The following is a 15,855-nucleotide window of genomic DNA, read 5'->3' on the forward strand; positions in this document are numbered from 1 at the left end:
GGAAGTCGATCAGACGTCCCGGCATTCCTCGCCGTATTCCTGCTATCCATGGCAAATAGGCCTCAGCGACGGCTCGCGCACAGGGGGTGGGAGCCTTGATCATGCAGCCTCGCGCCCCTTAACGCAGGGCCAGCAGCCCCTGCACCAGCGGTTCGAGATCCAGGTCATTGACCTGCTTGATCTGCTCGATCAAGGCGGCCGGCCAGCACTCCATCCCCTGGCAGGCACCGAGCATCGCGCCGAGGATGGCGGCAATGGTATCGGTGTCGCCCCCCAGGCTGGCGGCCATGCACAGCGCTTCGAACGCCTGCAGTTCGCCGATGGCCACCTGATGCGCCAGGGCAAAGGAGACCACCACCGATTCCTGGGAAGCGACGGAAGTACCGATCAGGTCGTACAGCAGATCGGCCAGCAGCGCCTTGTCGCTTTCGACACTGAGGCTGCGCGCCCAACTGATGCGCGTGGCGATACGCCCGCCGGCCACCCAGTGGCCATGCCGCTCCGCTTCCTGGGCGATCTGCACGCCGACCTGCAAGGCATCGCCCAGCGGCACGCCATTGATCCCGGCGGATACCACCGCCGCCACCGCCGCCGCGCTGGAGATACCCAGGGTGGTGTTATGGGTGACCTGACAAGCCTCCACCACCGCGCGGACAAAGACCTGGGCATCGTCGACATTCGCCGCGATACCCACCGGGGTGATGCGCATCGCCGCGCCGTTGGTGGTGCCGTAGCGCCCGGCTTCTTCCGCGGTATGCCCGGCGAGGATCATTTCGATGGCGCGTTTGGTCGAAGGGCCCAGCAGATCCTGGGAGCCCTTGGCCTGCATCGCCGCTTCCCACTCGATCAGGCTGTGGGCCAACGCTGCCGGTTCGATCCGGCCCTTGCCCGCCACCAGCAGATCGCCGACCAGGATCGCCTGCTCGGTGTCGTCGGTGATCGAGCCCTTGGGCATGTTGGCGGCAATCGGTTGATCGGGACCGGCGTCTTCCAGGCTGTGGATGGCACCGAAACGCTGCTTGATCTGCTGCCGGCTCAAGGATTGGGTCGGCATGCCCAGGGCATCACCCAGGGCCAACCCGTAAAAGGCGCCCAGAGCGCGATCCAGCGGGATCATTTCTGCGCTCCGAATTCCAGGTGCAGGCGAAAGTGCAGCGGGTCGAGAAAACTTTCCACCTGTTCCATGAAACGCCCGCGGCGGTCATAGGTGGTCCGCAGGGCCTTGAGAAACACACTGCCGGCCGGACGCCCCAACAGTCGGGCCTCTTCTTCACCCAGTGGCTCGGCGCCGATCCATTGATCGCCGCGCTCGCCGATATAGCCGTAGGCGGCCAGGGTAATGGTCAGGGAATCATCGATCAGCCCTACTCGCGGCAGGCTTTCCAGGCCTCCGGTGGCGGGCATCAGGGAACGTTCAAGGGAAACCACGGTGCCGTCGGTAGAGCGCCGGCGCCGGTCCAGGGCGATGAATTGGTCGGTACCGAAACGGCTGAACAGGTCAGGACGTTGAACCGCCTCCAGGCGCAGCAGCTCGGTGTTGATCAGCGCCCCGCTGTCCGCCAGGGCCTGGGCCCAGCCGTTTTGCTGGTCCAGCACTACACCGTCAAAGGTGACGATGGAGCCGACCCCGCTCTGGGTGGCGATGTAGTTGCGGCGTTTGAGTTCGGCCAGGGCCTCACGCAGGGTGCCACGACTCACCGAGAATTCCTGGGCCAACTGATGCTCGCCCGGCAGCAGGAAACCGTCCTCCATGAGGCCGCTTTCGATGCGTCGGATCAGTTCATCGACCACGCGTTTTTTCTTGTCAAATCGAACATGTCTAATCATGTACAAATTGATACCCGAAACGGGATCTTCGTCGCAAGATATTTATTCGGGAAACAAGGTATTTCGCAGCTTAGGGCTCCAGGCCGATCGGGAAGAACACCCCGCCGCTCCAGACGCCCAGCCAGTTCTGACCGTCGATCGGACGGCTCACCGCCAGTTCCACCAGTTGGTAGAACACGTTGCGGTGCACCAGTGCTTCCAGGTTGCTGCGCACGTGAACGTAAGGCGCCGGCTCCAGGGTCTGCGGGTCGATCACCACCCGCAGCGGATGCTCGCTGCCGGCGCTGACCTGCTCGTCGATATTGGTGGTAAAGCGCAGGAGTTGCTCCTCACCCTCGCCTTCGACCTCCAGGGTGACAGCGACAAAAGGCGCGTCATCGACCTTGATGCCGACCTTTTCCACCGGGGTGATCAGGAAATAGTCGTCGCCGTCGCGGCGAATGATGGTGGAGAACAGCTTGACCATGGGTTTGCGGCCAATGGGGGTACCCAGGTAGTACCAGGTGCCATCGCGGGCGATACGCATATCGATATCGCCACAGAAGTCGGGATTCCACAGGTGGACCGGCGGCAAGCCCTTCTCCGCCTTGGGAATCTGCGCCAACAGATCGTTGGCTTTGCCCGGACCACTCATGCTGCTCTCCTCGTGCTTGGCTTAATCGCTCAAGCCTAACAGGCTGCGGGCGTATTGTTCGAGCGGCGGGCCAAGCAGGTCTTCCGGCTTGTTGTCGTGGAACGTCAGTAAACCGCCACGACTGCGAATCCGCGCGGTGTCGATCAGATACTGGGTACTGGTCTCGATCAGCATGATCTGAATCACGCCGTTGTCGATCCCCAGGCGATCCACGGCTTCCTGGTCGAACCACTCATCGGAGTTGCCGATACGGTCGTCGGCCTTGGCGAAACGGGTGTACAGCAGGTAATGCGCGCCCACTTCACGGGCTTCGGCCATGGCCTGGTCCAGGCCTTCCGGCGCCCGGGCGCGGCGGACCATGGGGAAGTATTCGATAAAACCCTTGAAGGCTTCCTCGGCCACCACGTTGGGGCGCGGGTAGGCGCTGCCCGGCGGAGCAAAGGCGCCCTGGGCGATGAAAATGAATGAGTCCGGCTGAACGCGGAACGAGTTGGAGCGCTGGGTATTACTGTGATCGAGGAAACCCGCATCACTCATGTGATAGCGAACACCCTCGCCCATATCGCTGACATTCATGCAGCCACCGAGCCCCAAAAAAGCCAGCAGCAAAACCAGGCTACGCATCCTTCCCTCCAGAAGCCGGTGACGGAAAACCGGCGAATGGCCACGAGATGCAGCTTCCGCGCCAGCTCGGTCGCCTGTAGCCGCGGCCGCAGCTGCGAATGGCTGCGCCGCAGCCACAAACCCGGTGAAGGCTATTGGCTGGAGAGAAATGGGTCGTCTGGATTGGCGAGGGCTACGCCCTCGATCGCAGCCTGCGGCAGCGGCTACAGAGGACGACGATTAGGGAGATAGGGTTTAGCCACCGATGATTTTCATCACCGTCGCACCACCGGAGAATGCCACATCCTGCTTGTCGCCCAGGGCCTTGACCAGCAGGCGCTGCAAGGCCGGCAAAGCTTGATGGCGCGGCTTGTCCAGCAGGTCGCCGACATAATGCCGGTTGCTCGACGACAGGCAACCGTGCAACCAGCCGGTGGATGACAGCCGCAGACGCGAGCAGGTCCGGCAGAACGGCACACTTTCGTTGGCGATCACGCCGAAATGGCCCAACCCCGGAATTTCATAACGCACGGCTGTGGCATCCACCGGGGCATCGGCCTGCAGGTATTCGTAGCGTTCACCGATCAGGCTCAGCAATTGTTGCAGACTGACGAACTGCTGCAGGAAGGCGTTGGAGTCGCTGGCCAGATGGCCCATGCGCATCAGCTCGATAAAGCGCAGCTCATAACCACGCTCCAGGCAGTAGTCGAGCAACGGCATTACCTGATCCAGGTTCTGCCCGCGCAGCGGCACCATGTTGACCTTGATTTTCATGCCCGCCGCGCGAGCCTGGTCCATGCCGTCGAGCACCGTCGCCAGATCGCCGCCACGGGCGATGCTGCGGAAAGCCGAGGCGTCCAGGGTGTCGAGGGAAACGTTGATGCGCCGGATACCGGCATCCACCAGTAGCGGCAGCTTGCGTGCGAGCAACTGGCCGTTGGTGGTCAGGCTGATGTCTTCCAGGCCCATTTGCCCCACCGCGCCCATGAAGGCTTCGAGTTTCGGGCTGACCAGGGGCTCGCCGCCGGTGATGCGCAGGCGTTCGATGCCTGCCGCCTCGATCAGGTAGGCCACGCCGCGCGCCATGGCTTCGGCCGACAACTCGTCCTGGGCAGCCACCAGCCGCTTGCCGTTGGGCACGCAGTAGGTACAGGCGTAGTTGCAGGCAGAAGTCAGGCTGATACGCAGATTGCGAAAACGCCTGCCTTGACGGTCAACGATCATGGATGACTCCGGCGAAGGAAGAGTGAACCGGCCAAAACCTGACTCAAAAATCAAGTTTTGGCAAGTCCCATGCCTGAGTATATTCCTGGGACACTGCGCCATATAGAGAAATCATGGCGCCATAAGGCGACTGAATGAATCAGCTGCCGGAGCTATCGGGGTCGCGCTTGCGCTTGTTGCCCATGCGCACGCCGATGTCCATCAGGAACTGGAAGAAGCCTTCCTGGTCTTCCAGCACGTTGCTCCAGAACGGCGAGTGGTACAGCGCTACCGCGCCGTGCACCAGCGCCCAGGCAGCGCAGTAGTGGAAGTAAGGCGGCACGTCTTCGAGCTTGCCTTCGCTGATGCGGCCCTTGATCAACAAGGTCAGGCGTTCGAAGTTGGAAGCACGGATCTTGTGCAACTCCTCGACCATTTCCGGCACCTGGTTGCCCTTGACCACCTTCTCTTCCAGGCGATCGAACAGCCGGTAACGCTGTGGGTCGCGCATGCGGAATTCGAAGTAGGCCCGGGACAGGGCTTCCTTATCCTTGTCGACATCGGCAGAGTGCAGCAGCTCGTTCAGGTCGCGCTCATAATCGAGCATCAGGCGCAGATAGATCTCCGCCTTGGACTTGAAGTGCTTGTAGATGGTCCCTTTGCCGATACCAACGGCATCAGCGATCATCTCGACGGTGACGCTGTCTTCACCTTGATCGAGGAACAGCTTGAGCGCGGTATCGAGAATTTCTTGCTCGCGGCGACGAAACTCACGGACCTTACGAGGTTCTTTCTGCATAAGAAAAGGTCTGTCGGGGTCAAAATCGAAGCCGCGTATTATGCCTAAATTGCGCCAAAATGCACGGATCATCCGACCATGACTATGTTTCTTGATGAATTTGTACAGGCCCCGGGCCTGCGTTATTTGAACCATGCAGCTGTCGCCCCCTGGCCGAATCGGGCCGCCGAAGCCGTGGCGCGCTTCGCCAAAGAGAACGTTTTGCTGGGTGCGCGGGATTATCCGGACTGGATGGCCCTTGAGCAACGCCTGCGCGAACGCCTGATGCGCCTGCTAAATGCACCGTCAACGGATGACATCGCGCTGGTCAAAAATACTTCGGAAGCACTGTCATTCGTCGCCTTTGGCCTGTCCTGGGAAAAAGGCGACCAGATCGTCATCAGCGACGAAGAATTCCCCTCCAACCGTATCGTCTGGGAAGCCCTGGCCAGCCAGGGCGTGGAAGTGCTTCAGGTGAGCCTCAAGGGCGACGACCCGGAAGGCGCGCTGCTGGCCGCCTGCGGGCCGCGCACCCGGCTGATGGCGATCAGCGCGGTGCAATTCGCCAGCGGCCTGCGCCTGGACCTGCAGCGCCTGGGCGCCGGTTGCAAACAACAGAACGTGCTGTTCTGCATTGACGCCATCCAGCAACTGGGCGCGCAACCCTTCGATGTCCAGGCCTATCAATGCGACTTCGCCATGGCCGACGGCCACAAATGGATGCTCGGGCCTGAAGGCCTCGGCGTGTTCTATTGCCGCAGCGAGCTGCGCGCGCAGCTCAAGCTCCATGAGTTCGGCTGGCACATGCTGGAACACATGGGCGATTACAGCCGCAGTGAATGGGAGCCGGCCAAGAGTGCCCGGCGCTTCGAATGCGGCAGCCCGAACATGCTCGGCGCCATGGCCCTGGAAGCCAGCCTGTCGTTATTGGAAGAAGTGGGCATGGAGCACGTGGCGACCTTGATCGCCGAACGGGTCCAGTGGCTTCAGGACGGCTTGAATGCTATCCCCGGCGTACGCCTGCACACCCCGCTCAACCCTGCCCGTCGCGGCGGAATTTTCTCGTTCAGTATCGATGGCATCGATAATCAGGCGGTTTATGAGGCGCTGCAACAGCAACAGGTGGTGTGCATCCCCCGCGGCCCCGGAGTTAGATTTTCACCGCATTTCTATACCGAAAAACGCGTGATCGACGAAACTCTCGCCATTGTGGCTGACATCGCCCGGCAATGAGAACTCAAGCGAAGCGCTCGTATTCCAAATTTGTTTAAAAAACGAGCAAGGCCAACTGGACTGAATTCAATAGTGATCAATACTTGAACTGTCGGCGTGACATCTCCCCCAAGTGAAGCGCCGATGAAGGTACCAAGGGATGGCGTGCCTTTGTTTTACTCCTAATGGTCTTAACCCGGATTCACCCCCCAGAACCCGGGTTTTTTTTGCCTGCGATTCAGCCCTTGACGTGCGCCAGCGGGAACAGACGCTTGAAGTTCTCGGTGGTCTGCTCGGCAAAACGCTCGTAGGGCTCCCCACGCAACATGGCCAGGAACTCGGCGACTTCACGCACATACTGCGGCAGGTTGGGCTTGCCGCGATAAGGAATCGGCGCCAGGTACGGCGAATCGGTTTCCACCAGCAAACGGTCGGCCGGCACCTGGCGTGCCACGTCCCGCAGCGCATCGGCATTGCGGAAGGTGACGATTCCAGACAGGGAAATGTAGAAACCCAGGTCCAGAGCGGCCTTGGCCATGTCCCAGTCTTCGGTGAAGCAGTGCAGGACCCCGGCTTGCGGCAACGCCGCTTCGCGCAGCAGGGTCAGGGTATCGGCGCGCGCGCCACGGGTATGGACGATCACCGGCTTGCCGGTCTGCTGGGCGGCTTGCAGGTGCAGGCGGAAAGACTCCTGCTGCAACTGCGCGGCTTCCGGTTCGTAGTGGTAATCCAGGCCGGTCTCGCCGATGGCCACCACCCGCGGGTGGTTCAGTTCCTGCAGCAGCCAGTCGAGGGCTGGTGCGGCGCCGGGCTGGACATCCAGGGGATGGACACCCACCGAGCAGTCGACATCGTCATAACGCTCGGCCAGGGCTTTGACGTCGGCCGCATTGTCGGCACTGACGCCAATACACAGGAAATGCCCGACACCGCGCTGACGAGCCGCGTCCAGGGCGGCGTCAAGGGAGCCGTCGTGCGCGGCAAGGTCGAGGCGATCGAGGTGACAATGGGAATCTACAAGCATAAGAAGCGACAACCACATTCGGTCAATGAACAGGCCGGCCCGAGCGGCAGCCGGCGATTCGGTTTGTTTCCAGGTGCCGCCGTCAGTTGCGGCCAGGCAGTGCGGCCCACTGCACCAGCAAGGCTTCGAGCAACAGCACCCGATTGAGGTTGGCCTTGTTCAACACCTTCTGGCGTTGCGCAAGGATCCAGTCCTGGATCTCCAGAACCTTGGCCTGGGAGGATTTCTGCGCGAGGTACTGCACCACTTTGCGCATATCGGCCAACCCCAGCCCCTCCTCGTCCTGCGTCAGCTGATAACGCAGGATCAGGCTCGACCAGTCGCAAAACCAGTCGAACAGCAACAGCAAGGGTATCGCATTCCAGCCTTCGGCCAGCTGGGTCGGCGATTGCTGCTGCTTGAGCAACTTCTTCACCCCGTCGACCACCTGCGCCCGCTGCTCGCGCGCGCCCTGGGCTTGCAGGCTGACAGCTGCCAGGGGCGAACCGGCCGCCAGGGTCAACAGCTCGACCCGCTCCTCTTCCGAGCAGTCCGGCAGGGCCTTGCTCAGCCATTGCAGGCTCATGGCCTCACTGGGCAGAGGACAGGCCTGCTGCACGCAGCGACTCTTGATGGTCGGCAACAAGCGGCTCGGCTGGTGGCTGACCAGCAGTAACACCGTATCGCCGGACGGCTCTTCGAGGCTTTTCAGCAGCGCGTTGGAAGCGTTGATGTTCATCGACTCCACCGGCTCGATCAGCACCACCTTGCGCCCGCCCAGCTGCGCGGTCTGCACCACGAAGCTGACCAATTCGCGCACCTGATCGACCTTGATCGCCTTGTCCGCTTCTTCCGGCTCCAGCACGTAGTTGTCCGGGTGGCTGCCGGCCTGCAGCAGCAGGCACGATTTGCACTGCCCGCAGGCATCCAGCCCCGCCGGATGCTGGCACAGCAGGCGCGCCATCAGGCGCTCGGCCAGCGCACGCTTGCCGATGCCCGCCGGACCATGGAGCAGATAGGCATGGGCATGCTGCGCACGGCCCGCCAGTTGCTGCCAGAGCTCGTCCTGCCAGGGAAAGGCCTCAGCCACGGTGCAACTCCAGCAATTTCGGCAACAGGGCGTCCAGCGCCTGCTGGACCTGGGACAGTGGTTGCGCCGCATCCACCAACAGGTAACGCGCCGGGTCGGCCGCCGCACGCTTCAGGTAGGCCTGGCGTACCGCGTCGAAGAACACCCGACCTTCCTGCTCGAAACGATCCAGGCGGCCACGGGCGCTAGCGCGGGCCAGCCCCACCTCGACCGGCAGGTCGAACACCAGGGTCAAATCAGGCCGCAGCTCACCCTGAACGAACTGCTCCAGGGTCGCGATGCGCTCGACGGACAAACCACGACCACCGCCCTGGTAGGCGTAGGTGGAATCGGTAAAACGGTCGCACAACACCACTGCGCCACGCGCCAGTGCCGGACGAATCACCTCGGCCAGATGCTGGGCGCGCGCGGCGAACACCAGCAACAACTCGGTATCGGGATTCATGACCTCGTCGCCGGGGGTCAGCAGTACCTCGCGGATCCGCTCGGCCAAAGGCGTGCCGCCCGGCTCGCGGGTCAGCAAGACCTCGATGCCGGCCGCGCGCAGGCGCTCGGCCAGGTATTCGCGGTTGGTGCTTTTACCCGCGCCTTCCGGGCCTTCCAGAGTAATAAACAAGCCAGTCACAGGCAGTCCTTAATCAAAGTCATTGCGGGCTTTTCGGCTCGGGCTCGACGGGAGTTTCGACCGGTGCTTGCGGCGATGCTTCCGGGCTCACCTGGGGAGCCTCCTGAGAGGGCTCTTGAGGAGGCTCTTGAGGCGCCACTTGCGGAACCGCCTCGGGCGCCGTATCGGGCGACGGCGCCGGAGTCGACTCCGGAGTCTCGGAAGCTGCCGGGCTGCCCGTCGGTGCCGGGCTGGAACGATAATCGGCGCGACGCTTGAGCTGGAACTCGCGCACGGCATTGTTGTGCGCATCCAGATCGTCGGAGAACACGTGACTGCCATCGCCACGCGCCACGAAATACAGACTGCTGCCCGGCACCGGGTTGAGCGCGGCATGGATCGCCTCGCGGCCAACCATGGCGATCGGGGTCGGCGGCAAGCCACTGATCACGTAGGTATTGTAAGGGGTCGCTTCCTTCAGCAGAGCGCGGGTCAACTTACCGTTGTAACGCTCGCCCAGACCATAGATCACCGTCGGATCGGTTTGCAGCAACATGCCAACCTGCATGCGGCGCACGAATACCCCGGCAATCTGTCCACGCTCCTGGGGCACGCCGGTTTCCTTCTCCACCAGCGAGGCCATGATCAGCGCCTGATAAGGCTCGGTGTAAGGCACATCGGCCGAGCGCTTGTTCCATTCCTTGGCCAGCACCTCGTCCAGGCGGTTGTAGGCCTTTTCCAACAACTCGGCATCGGTCATCCCGCGCACGAAACGGTAGGTATCGGGAAAGAACCGGCCCTCGGGGAAAACGCCGCCGTGGCCGAGCTTTTCCATGACTTCGCTGTCACTCAACCCATTCAGGGTCTGCTCGAGCTTGTCATGCCTGGCCAGCGCGGCACGCACCTGGCGGAAGGTCCAGCCCTCCACCAGGGTCAGGCTGTACTGCACCACTTCACCGCGCTGCCAGACCCCTATCAGGCCTTGCGCGGTCATCCCAGGAGTCATGCGGTATTCGCCGCTGTGCAGCGGCTGCCCTTCCATGTTGAAGCGCCAGTACAGGCGCAGCCAGAACGCGTCCTTGAGAACGCCATTGGCTTCCATACGGTTGAAGGTACCGCCAGGCGTCGAACCGGCCGGCACGTCGAGCAATTGCTCTTGGGTCAGGTTGAGAGGCTGCTCCAGCGCCGAATTCAACTTCCAGGCCGAGGCGCCCAGCGCCAGACCTGCCAGAACCAGTCCGGTCTCCAGCAGAAGCAATAGTTTACGTCTCACAAATCAGGCATCCAGTAGCGTGCGGGCAATGCGTTGCAGTTTACGGGTGAGCGGTCCGGCCGACCAGCGCAGCGCGCCACAGGCAAGCACCGGCCAAATGCCATAAACGCTGTTGCAGACAAAGACTTCGTCGGCCTGTTGCAACTGTTCGAGACTGATGTCGGCGATTTCCGTGGGGATCCCCAACGACGCGGCCTGAAACAATATTTCAGCGCGCATCACTCCGGCGACCCCGCAACGGCTCAAATCGGCCGTGAACAAGGCACCGTCGCGCACCAGGAACAGATTGCTGAACACCCCCTCGATCACCCGTCCGGAAACATCGAGCATCAAGCCTTCGGCATGCTCGCTGTCCTGCCACTCGGAACGGGCGAGAACCTGCTCCAGTCGGTTGAGGTGCTTGAGGCCGGCGAGCAGGGGCTGCTCGGACAAACGGGTGGTGCAAGGGAACAGTCGAATCCCCAGCTCGGCATGCGCTGCCGGGTAAGCCGCTGGCGCATTGCCTTGGAGGATTCGCCGCGGCTGCGCTCGCGGGTCGGCGGCATAACCGCGCAGGCTATCGCCACGGGTGAGGATCAGCTTGAGCACGCCCTCCCCCAGCAGCGAGGCGTAGGCCGTGAGTTCGCTGCGGATCAAGGCTTGATCGGCAGCGATGGCCAGGCGCGAACAGCCCTCGGCCAGGCGCAGCAGGTGTCGCTCCAGCAACAAGGGCTGGCCCGCCTTCACCGCGATGGTCTCGAACAGACCATCGCCATAAGCCAGGCCGCGATCCTTGAGCGACAGAACGTCAGCCGGCTGACCGTCGACCCAGCTGTCCATCAGCCGGCGAACCGGCGGAACACCAGGGAGCCGTTGGTACCACCGAACCCGAAGGAGTTGGACAGCACCACGTCGATGTCCATGTTGCGTGCGGTGTGCGGCACGAAATCCAGGTCGCAACCTTCGTCCGGCTCATCGAGGTTGATGGTCGGCGGCGCTGCCTGGCTGTTGATCGCCAGCACGCTGAAGATGGCCTCGATCGCGCCCGCCGCACCCAGCAGGTGGCCGGTCATGGACTTGGTGGAGCTGACGGCCAGTTTGTAGGCGTGATCGCCGAACACGCTCTTGATCGCCTCGGCTTCCGCCAGGTCACCGGCAGGGGTCGAGGTACCGTGGGCGTTGATGTACTGCACCTGCTCGACGTTCAGCTTGGCGTCACGCAGCGCATTGGCGATGCAGCGCGCCGCACCGGCGCCATCGGCGGGTGGCGAAGTCATGTGGTAGGCGTCGCCGCTCATGCCAAAACCGATCAGTTCGGCATAGATGGTCGCGCCACGGGCCTTGGCGTGCTCCAGCTCTTCGAGCACCAGCGCGCCGGCACCGTCGGACAGCACGAAGCCATCACGGCCTTTGTCCCAAGGACGGCTGGCACGGGTCGGCTCGTCGTTACGGGTCGACAGCGCGCGGGATGCGCCAAAGCCGCCCATGCCCAGGCCGCAGGCGGCCATTTCAGCGCCACCGGCGATCATCACGTCGGCTTCGCCAAAGGCAATGTTGCGGGCCGCCATGCCAATGCAGTGGGTTCCCGTGGTACAGGCCGTGGAAATGGCGTAGTTCGGCCCCTGGGCACCCAGATGGATGGACAGGAATCCGGAAATCATATTGATGATCGAGCCAGGCACGAAGAACGGAGAAATTCGACGCGGGCCGGATTCATGCAGCGTGCGGCTGGTTTCTTCGATATTGGTCAAACCGCCAATACCCGAACCCATGGCAACGCCGATTCGCTCACGGTTGGCATCGGTCACTTCCAGGCCGGCATTACGCACTGCCTGAAAACCGGCCGCCAAGCCGTATTGAATGAACAGGTCGAGCTTGCGGGCCTCTTTGACCGACAGGTACTCCTCGACATTGAAGCCCTTTACCGAGCCGCCAAAACGGGTGGAATAGGCAGAAAGGTCGGTGTGTTCGATCAGACCAATGCCACTGCGGCCAGCCAGAATGCCCTGCCAGCTGCTCGGAACATCCGTACCCAGTGGCGACAACATACCCATACCGGTGACTACGACGCGTCTACGCGACACAGCACTCTCCTTTTTTCTAATGACGACACTTTGCATCAGGCCTAAAGAAAAAACCGCACGCCGTGACGGCAGTGCGGTTTTTCCATGACAGCAAAAGACGACTAAATACGATTAAGCCTGGTGGCTGGTAACGTAGTCGATAGCTGCTTGAACGGTAGTGATCTTTTCAGCTTCTTCGTCAGGGATTTCGGTCTCGAATTCCTCTTCCAGAGCCATCACCAGCTCAACGGTGTCAAGGGAGTCGGCACCCAGGTCTTCAACGAAGGAAGCGGTGTTAACAACTTCTTCTTCCTTAACGCCCAGTTGCTCAGCAACGATTTTCTTGACGCGCTCTTCGATGGTGCTCATACCTTGTTTTCACTCCTAATGGACAAATTCAGGCAGCTGGCCAGTGGGTAAGTGTATAGAAAGGCTTTTCAGCTTTTCAACTGAAAGCTTCACTCCTCAAACCCTTTGGCCACCTGCCCTATAAATTGATTGCAGCTTTATAACGGATTTTAGACAGCTCGTATGACATTTTTTTGAAGCAATCCGTCACATTTAACTCACATGTACATCCCGCCGTTCACCGGGATTGTAGCCCCGGTCACGTATGCCGCACCGTCGGATGCAAGAAAAGCGACCACTTGCGCGATCTCTTGAGCCTGCCCCAGACGACCCAGCGGAATTTGGGTTTGCAGCGCTTCACGCTGCGCTTCAGGCAAATCGCGGGTCATGTCGGTATCGATGAAACCCGGGGTCACCGAGTTCACGGTAATCGACCGCGAGCCAACCTCACGCGCCAGAGCACGACTGAAACCTTCCAGACCGGCCTTGGCGGTGGCGTAGTTTACTTGGCCAGCGTTGCCCATGGCACCCACCACCGAACCAATACTGATGATTCGACCCCAGCGAGCCTTGGTCATGCCGCGCAGAACGCCCTTGGACAGGCGATACAGACTGTTCAGGTTGGTATCGATCACGTCGTACCACTCGTCGTCTTTCATGCGCATCATCAGGTTGTCACGGGTAATACCGGCGTTGTTCACCAGGATCGCCGGCGCGCCGAACTGCTCCTGGATGCTGGCCAGTACGGCAGCAACGGACTCGTCGCTGGTGACGTTGAGCTCAAGGCCGGTGCCTTGAATGCCGTTTTCCTTCAAGGTGGCAGCAATGCCCTCGGCACCCGAAGCGGAAGTTGCGGTACCCACAACGATCGCGCCCAGGCGACCCAGTTCAAGGGCGATGGCCTGGCCAATACCGCGGCTGGCGCCGGTAACCAATGCAACTTTACCTTGCAGACTCATGCAGGCTTCTCCTAATTCAGACCAACACTGCGCGAGCGGCAGCGAAGGCATCTGGGGTGTTCAGGTTAGAGGTCGATACGCCTTCGGCGCAGCGCTTGTTGAGACCCGCCAGGACCTTGCCCGGACCGCACTCGACCAATTGGGTAGCGCCCTTGGCTGCCAGAGTCTGCACCGACTCCACCCAACGCACCGGCTTGTACAGCTGTTCCAGCAGATCGCGCTTGAGGGTTTCGAGATCCGGCGCCACATCGGCGCTGACGTTCTGTACCAATGGAATCTGTGGTGCCTGCCAGTTGATGGCGGCAATCGACTCGGCGAAGCGCTCGGCGGCCGGACGCATCAGCTCGCAGTGCGATGGCACGCTGACCGGCAATGGCATGGCGCGCTTGGCGCCACGCGCCTTGCAACCCTCGATGGCGCGCTCGACAGCGGCCTTGGCACCGGCGATCACCACCTGGCCCGGGGAGTTGAAGTTGACCGCGCTGACCACTTCACCTTGCGCGGCTTCGGCACAAGCGGCCAGCACATCGGCATCTTCCAGGCCGAGAATCGCCGCCATGCCACCCTGCCCCGCAGGAACGGCTTCCTGCATCAATTGACCGCGACGCTCTACCAGCTTCACGGCCTCGCCCAGAGTCAGACTGCCAGCGGCAACCAGTGCGCTGTATTCACCCAGGCTGTGGCCGGCGACGAATGCCGGGCGCGCACCGCCTTCCGCCAGCCACAGACGCCACAGGGCGATGGAGGCGGTCAGGATGGCCGGTTGGGTTTTATCGGTTTGATTGAGCAGCTCTTCGGGACCCTCTTGGGTCAAGGCCCAGAGATCGTAGCCCAGAGCATCGGAAGCTTCTTTGAAGGTTTCGAGGATCAACGGGTACTGCGCGCCCAACTCGGCCAACATGCCGAGGGACTGCGAGCCCTGTCCTGGAAAGACGAATGCGAGGGATGCAGACATGTAACAAGCCCCTAATGATCTTGTCGTCGGAGAATTGACGCCGCACCGTGGTGGACGCAAGAAACTGAGAGTTGGATGGCCAATTGAACTGAGCGGTCACATTTAAGCATTTCCGAGTGCAAACGCCTAAAGCAACAGATCTTCGAGCCGGCCGTGCAGGCGCTCCGGGAGGTTTTCCTGGATCTCAATCAATGCCCGTTGAATCGCACTCTGGAAGCCTTGAACCCCTGCCGAACCGTGGCTTTTCACGACTATTCCCTGCAAGCCGAGAAAGCTCGCACCATTATGCCGCGCCGGCGCCAGATCGGCCTGCAGGCGCCGCATCAGCGGCAACGCCAGGGCGCCGACCACACGGGAAACCGCGTTTTGCTTGAACAGCGATTCGATACGCGCAGCAATCATGGTCGCCAACCCCTCGCTGGACTTGAGCAGGATATTGCCGACAAAACCGTCGCATACCACCACATCCGCCTCGCCGCGATACAAGCCGTCACCCTCGACAAAACCGATGTAATTCAGCCCCCTGGCATTCTGCAACAGGCTCGCCGCCAGCTTGACCTGCTGATTGCCCTTGATGTCTTCGGTACCGATGTTGAGCAATGCCACTCGCGGACGAACGACCCCCAATGTCTCGGCCGCCACCGATCCCATGACAGCGAACTGGAACAGGTGCTCGGCACTGCAATCGACATTGGCACCCAGATCCAGCAGCTGACAATAACCGCGCTGGGTCGGAATGGCCGCCACCATCGCCGGACGATCGATGCCCGGAAGGGTTTTCAGCACATAGCGCGACAACGCCATCAGCGCTCCGGTATTGCCGGCACTGACACAGGCCTGGACCTTGCCATCGCGCAGCAGCTCGAGCGCCACCCGCATGGAGGAATCCGGCTTGCCACGCAGAGCCTGGGAAGGCTTTTCATCCATGCCAATGACTTCTGCGGCGGGCACAACCGTCAGGCGCGCGCGATCCACAGCCGAATGACCGGAAATCAGTTCTTCTAGAAGGAAAGGTTGGCCGACGAGGGCCAGGTGCAACGAGGGGGTGGCAGACAGGCAAGCAAGGCTGGCCTGAACAATGCTGCGGGGACCGAAGTCCCCGCCCATTGCGTCAATCGCGATGACTTGAGCGGACAAGGATTACTCGTCAGCGCCCTTGTCGATCACTTTACGACCACGGTATACGCCTTCTGGCGATACGTGGTGACGCAGGTGAACTTCACCAGTGGTCTTTTCTACGGACAGGGTGCTAGCCTCGAGAGCGTCGTGCGAACGACGCATGTCACGGGCAGAGCGGGATTTTTTGTTCTGCTGAACAGCCATA

At 61.5% G+C, this 15,855-nt stretch carries 18 protein-coding genes; 1 reads left to right on the plus strand and 17 read right to left on the minus strand.

Going from position 1 to position 15,855, the window contains the following annotated elements; genetic code table 11:
* Positions 1–118 precede the first annotated feature (118 nt).
* From PVZ78_RS00490 to PVZ78_RS00515, 6 genes are all read right to left on the minus strand, one after another.
* The gene (locus tag PVZ78_RS00490) at positions 119–1,117 is read right to left on the minus strand and encodes an ADP-ribosylglycohydrolase family protein (protein ID WP_009047845.1); all 999 of its coding nucleotides are present in this window, start codon (positions 1,115–1,117) and stop codon (positions 119–121) included.
* Positions 1,114–1,827, minus strand: coding sequence for a GntR family transcriptional regulator (locus PVZ78_RS00495; RefSeq protein ID WP_016702163.1), 714 nt, complete (start codon positions 1,825–1,827; stop codon positions 1,114–1,116). The genes PVZ78_RS00490 and PVZ78_RS00495 overlap by 4 nt, the downstream gene beginning before the upstream one ends.
* Before the next feature lie 70 nt (positions 1,828–1,897).
* Positions 1,898–2,461, minus strand: a complete 564-nt coding sequence (locus PVZ78_RS00500; protein ID WP_110176041.1) for a DUF1285 domain-containing protein — start codon at positions 2,459–2,461, stop codon at positions 1,898–1,900.
* A 21-nt stretch (positions 2,462–2,482) separates the two neighbouring features.
* Positions 2,483–3,085, minus strand: a complete 603-nt coding sequence (locus tag PVZ78_RS00505) for a DUF4823 domain-containing protein (RefSeq protein ID WP_009042857.1) — start codon at positions 3,083–3,085, stop codon at positions 2,483–2,485.
* Positions 3,086–3,319: 234 nt separating this feature from the next.
* Positions 3,320–4,288, minus strand: a complete 969-nt coding sequence (locus PVZ78_RS00510) for a GTP 3',8-cyclase MoaA (RefSeq protein WP_009047842.1) — start codon at positions 4,286–4,288, stop codon at positions 3,320–3,322.
* Between the two features lie 139 nt (positions 4,289–4,427).
* Positions 4,428–5,066: a TetR/AcrR family transcriptional regulator gene (locus PVZ78_RS00515; protein ID WP_007928069.1), complete on the minus strand. Its 639-nt coding sequence runs from the start codon at positions 5,064–5,066 to the stop codon at positions 4,428–4,430.
* A 78-nt stretch (positions 5,067–5,144) separates the two neighbouring features.
* Here PVZ78_RS00515 and PVZ78_RS00520 point away from each other — a divergent pair, with 78 nt between their 5' ends.
* Positions 5,145–6,278: an aminotransferase class V-fold PLP-dependent enzyme gene (locus PVZ78_RS00520; RefSeq protein WP_103331015.1), complete on the plus strand. Its 1,134-nt coding sequence runs from the start codon at positions 5,145–5,147 to the stop codon at positions 6,276–6,278.
* 217 nt (positions 6,279–6,495) lie between these two features.
* Here the strand turns inward: PVZ78_RS00520 and PVZ78_RS00525 are convergent, their stop codons facing one another.
* The 11 genes from PVZ78_RS00525 to rpmF all read right to left on the minus strand — a co-directional run bounded on the left by PVZ78_RS00525 (position 6,496) and on the right by rpmF (position 15,854).
* Positions 6,496–7,281, minus strand: coding sequence for a TatD family hydrolase (locus PVZ78_RS00525; RefSeq protein ID WP_007928065.1), 786 nt, complete (start codon positions 7,279–7,281; stop codon positions 6,496–6,498).
* 82 nt (positions 7,282–7,363) lie between these two features.
* The gene (locus PVZ78_RS00530; RefSeq protein WP_016702167.1) at positions 7,364–8,350 is read right to left on the minus strand and encodes a DNA polymerase III subunit delta'; all 987 of its coding nucleotides are present in this window, start codon (positions 8,348–8,350) and stop codon (positions 7,364–7,366) included.
* Positions 8,343–8,975, minus strand: a complete 633-nt coding sequence (gene tmk, locus PVZ78_RS00535) for a dTMP kinase (RefSeq protein ID WP_009047839.1) — start codon at positions 8,973–8,975, stop codon at positions 8,343–8,345. The genes PVZ78_RS00530 and tmk overlap by 8 nt, the downstream gene beginning before the upstream one ends.
* Before the next feature lie 19 nt (positions 8,976–8,994).
* A complete protein-coding gene (mltG, locus tag PVZ78_RS00540) occupies positions 8,995–10,227 on the minus strand; it encodes an endolytic transglycosylase MltG (RefSeq protein ID WP_009047838.1) in 1,233 nt (410 codons plus the stop codon).
* 3 nt (positions 10,228–10,230) lie between these two features.
* The gene (gene pabC, locus PVZ78_RS00545) at positions 10,231–11,046 is read right to left on the minus strand and encodes an aminodeoxychorismate lyase (RefSeq protein WP_009047837.1); all 816 of its coding nucleotides are present in this window, start codon (positions 11,044–11,046) and stop codon (positions 10,231–10,233) included.
* Entirely contained in the window at positions 11,046–12,290 is a 1,245-nt protein-coding gene (fabF, locus tag PVZ78_RS00550) for a beta-ketoacyl-ACP synthase II (RefSeq protein WP_016702169.1), read from the minus strand. The genes pabC and fabF overlap by 1 nt, the downstream gene beginning before the upstream one ends.
* Positions 12,291–12,401: 111 nt before the next feature.
* A complete protein-coding gene (gene acpP, locus PVZ78_RS00555; protein WP_003175607.1) occupies positions 12,402–12,638 on the minus strand; it encodes an acyl carrier protein in 237 nt (78 codons plus the stop codon).
* 197 nt (positions 12,639–12,835) lie between these two features.
* Positions 12,836–13,576, minus strand: coding sequence for a 3-oxoacyl-ACP reductase FabG (gene fabG, locus PVZ78_RS00560; protein ID WP_009047835.1), 741 nt, complete (start codon positions 13,574–13,576; stop codon positions 12,836–12,838).
* A gap of 16 nt (positions 13,577–13,592) precedes the next feature.
* Complete coding sequence (gene fabD / locus PVZ78_RS00565) at positions 13,593–14,531, minus strand: ACP S-malonyltransferase (protein ID WP_257374589.1); 939 nt, start codon at positions 14,529–14,531, stop codon at positions 13,593–13,595.
* 126 nt (positions 14,532–14,657) lie between these two features.
* Positions 14,658–15,668 carry a phosphate acyltransferase PlsX gene (plsX, locus tag PVZ78_RS00570; RefSeq protein WP_080577934.1) on the minus strand — a complete coding sequence of 337 codons (1,011 nt, stop codon included), beginning with the start codon at positions 15,666–15,668 and terminating at the stop codon, positions 14,658–14,660.
* A gap of 3 nt (positions 15,669–15,671) precedes the next feature.
* The gene (gene rpmF, locus PVZ78_RS00575) at positions 15,672–15,854 is read right to left on the minus strand and encodes a 50S ribosomal protein L32 (protein WP_003179396.1); all 183 of its coding nucleotides are present in this window, start codon (positions 15,852–15,854) and stop codon (positions 15,672–15,674) included.
* Position 15,855: the final 1 nt, after the last annotated feature.

This window comes from Pseudomonas sp. SBT1-2, assembly GCF_028640875.1.
Lineage (GTDB): Bacteria > Pseudomonadota > Gammaproteobacteria > Pseudomonadales > Pseudomonadaceae > Aquipseudomonas > Aquipseudomonas chlororaphis_I.

Bases quoted from the DNA above. Each gene is read 5' to 3' on its own strand.
- rpmF (WP_003179396.1), bottom strand. From the start codon at position 15,854: ATGGCTGTTCAGCAGAACAAAAAATCCCGCTCTGCCCGTGACATGCGT.
- pabC (WP_009047837.1), bottom strand. From the start codon at position 11,046: ATGGACAGCTGGGTCGACGGTCAGCCGGCTGACGTTCTGTCGCTCAAG.
- PVZ78_RS00490 (WP_009047845.1), bottom strand. From the start codon at position 1,117: ATGATCCCGCTGGATCGCGCTCTGGGCGCCTTTTACGGGTTGGCCCTG.
- PVZ78_RS00525 (WP_007928065.1), bottom strand. From the start codon at position 7,281: ATGCTTGTAGATTCCCATTGTCACCTCGATCGCCTCGACCTTGCCGCG.
- PVZ78_RS00520 (WP_103331015.1), top strand. From the start codon at position 5,145: ATGACTATGTTTCTTGATGAATTTGTACAGGCCCCGGGCCTGCGTTAT.
- acpP (WP_003175607.1), bottom strand. From the start codon at position 12,638: ATGAGCACCATCGAAGAGCGCGTCAAGAAAATCGTTGCTGAGCAACTG.
- PVZ78_RS00495 (WP_016702163.1), bottom strand. From the start codon at position 1,827: ATGATTAGACATGTTCGATTTGACAAGAAAAAACGCGTGGTCGATGAA.
- fabD (WP_257374589.1), bottom strand. From the start codon at position 14,531: ATGTCTGCATCCCTCGCATTCGTCTTTCCAGGACAGGGCTCGCAGTCC.
- PVZ78_RS00505 (WP_009042857.1), bottom strand. From the start codon at position 3,085: ATGCGTAGCCTGGTTTTGCTGCTGGCTTTTTTGGGGCTCGGTGGCTGC.
- fabG (WP_009047835.1), bottom strand. From the start codon at position 13,576: ATGAGTCTGCAAGGTAAAGTTGCATTGGTTACCGGCGCCAGCCGCGGT.
- PVZ78_RS00510 (WP_009047842.1), bottom strand. From the start codon at position 4,288: ATGATCGTTGACCGTCAAGGCAGGCGTTTTCGCAATCTGCGTATCAGC.
- PVZ78_RS00515 (WP_007928069.1), bottom strand. From the start codon at position 5,066: ATGCAGAAAGAACCTCGTAAGGTCCGTGAGTTTCGTCGCCGCGAGCAA.
- PVZ78_RS00500 (WP_110176041.1), bottom strand. From the start codon at position 2,461: ATGAGTGGTCCGGGCAAAGCCAACGATCTGTTGGCGCAGATTCCCAAG.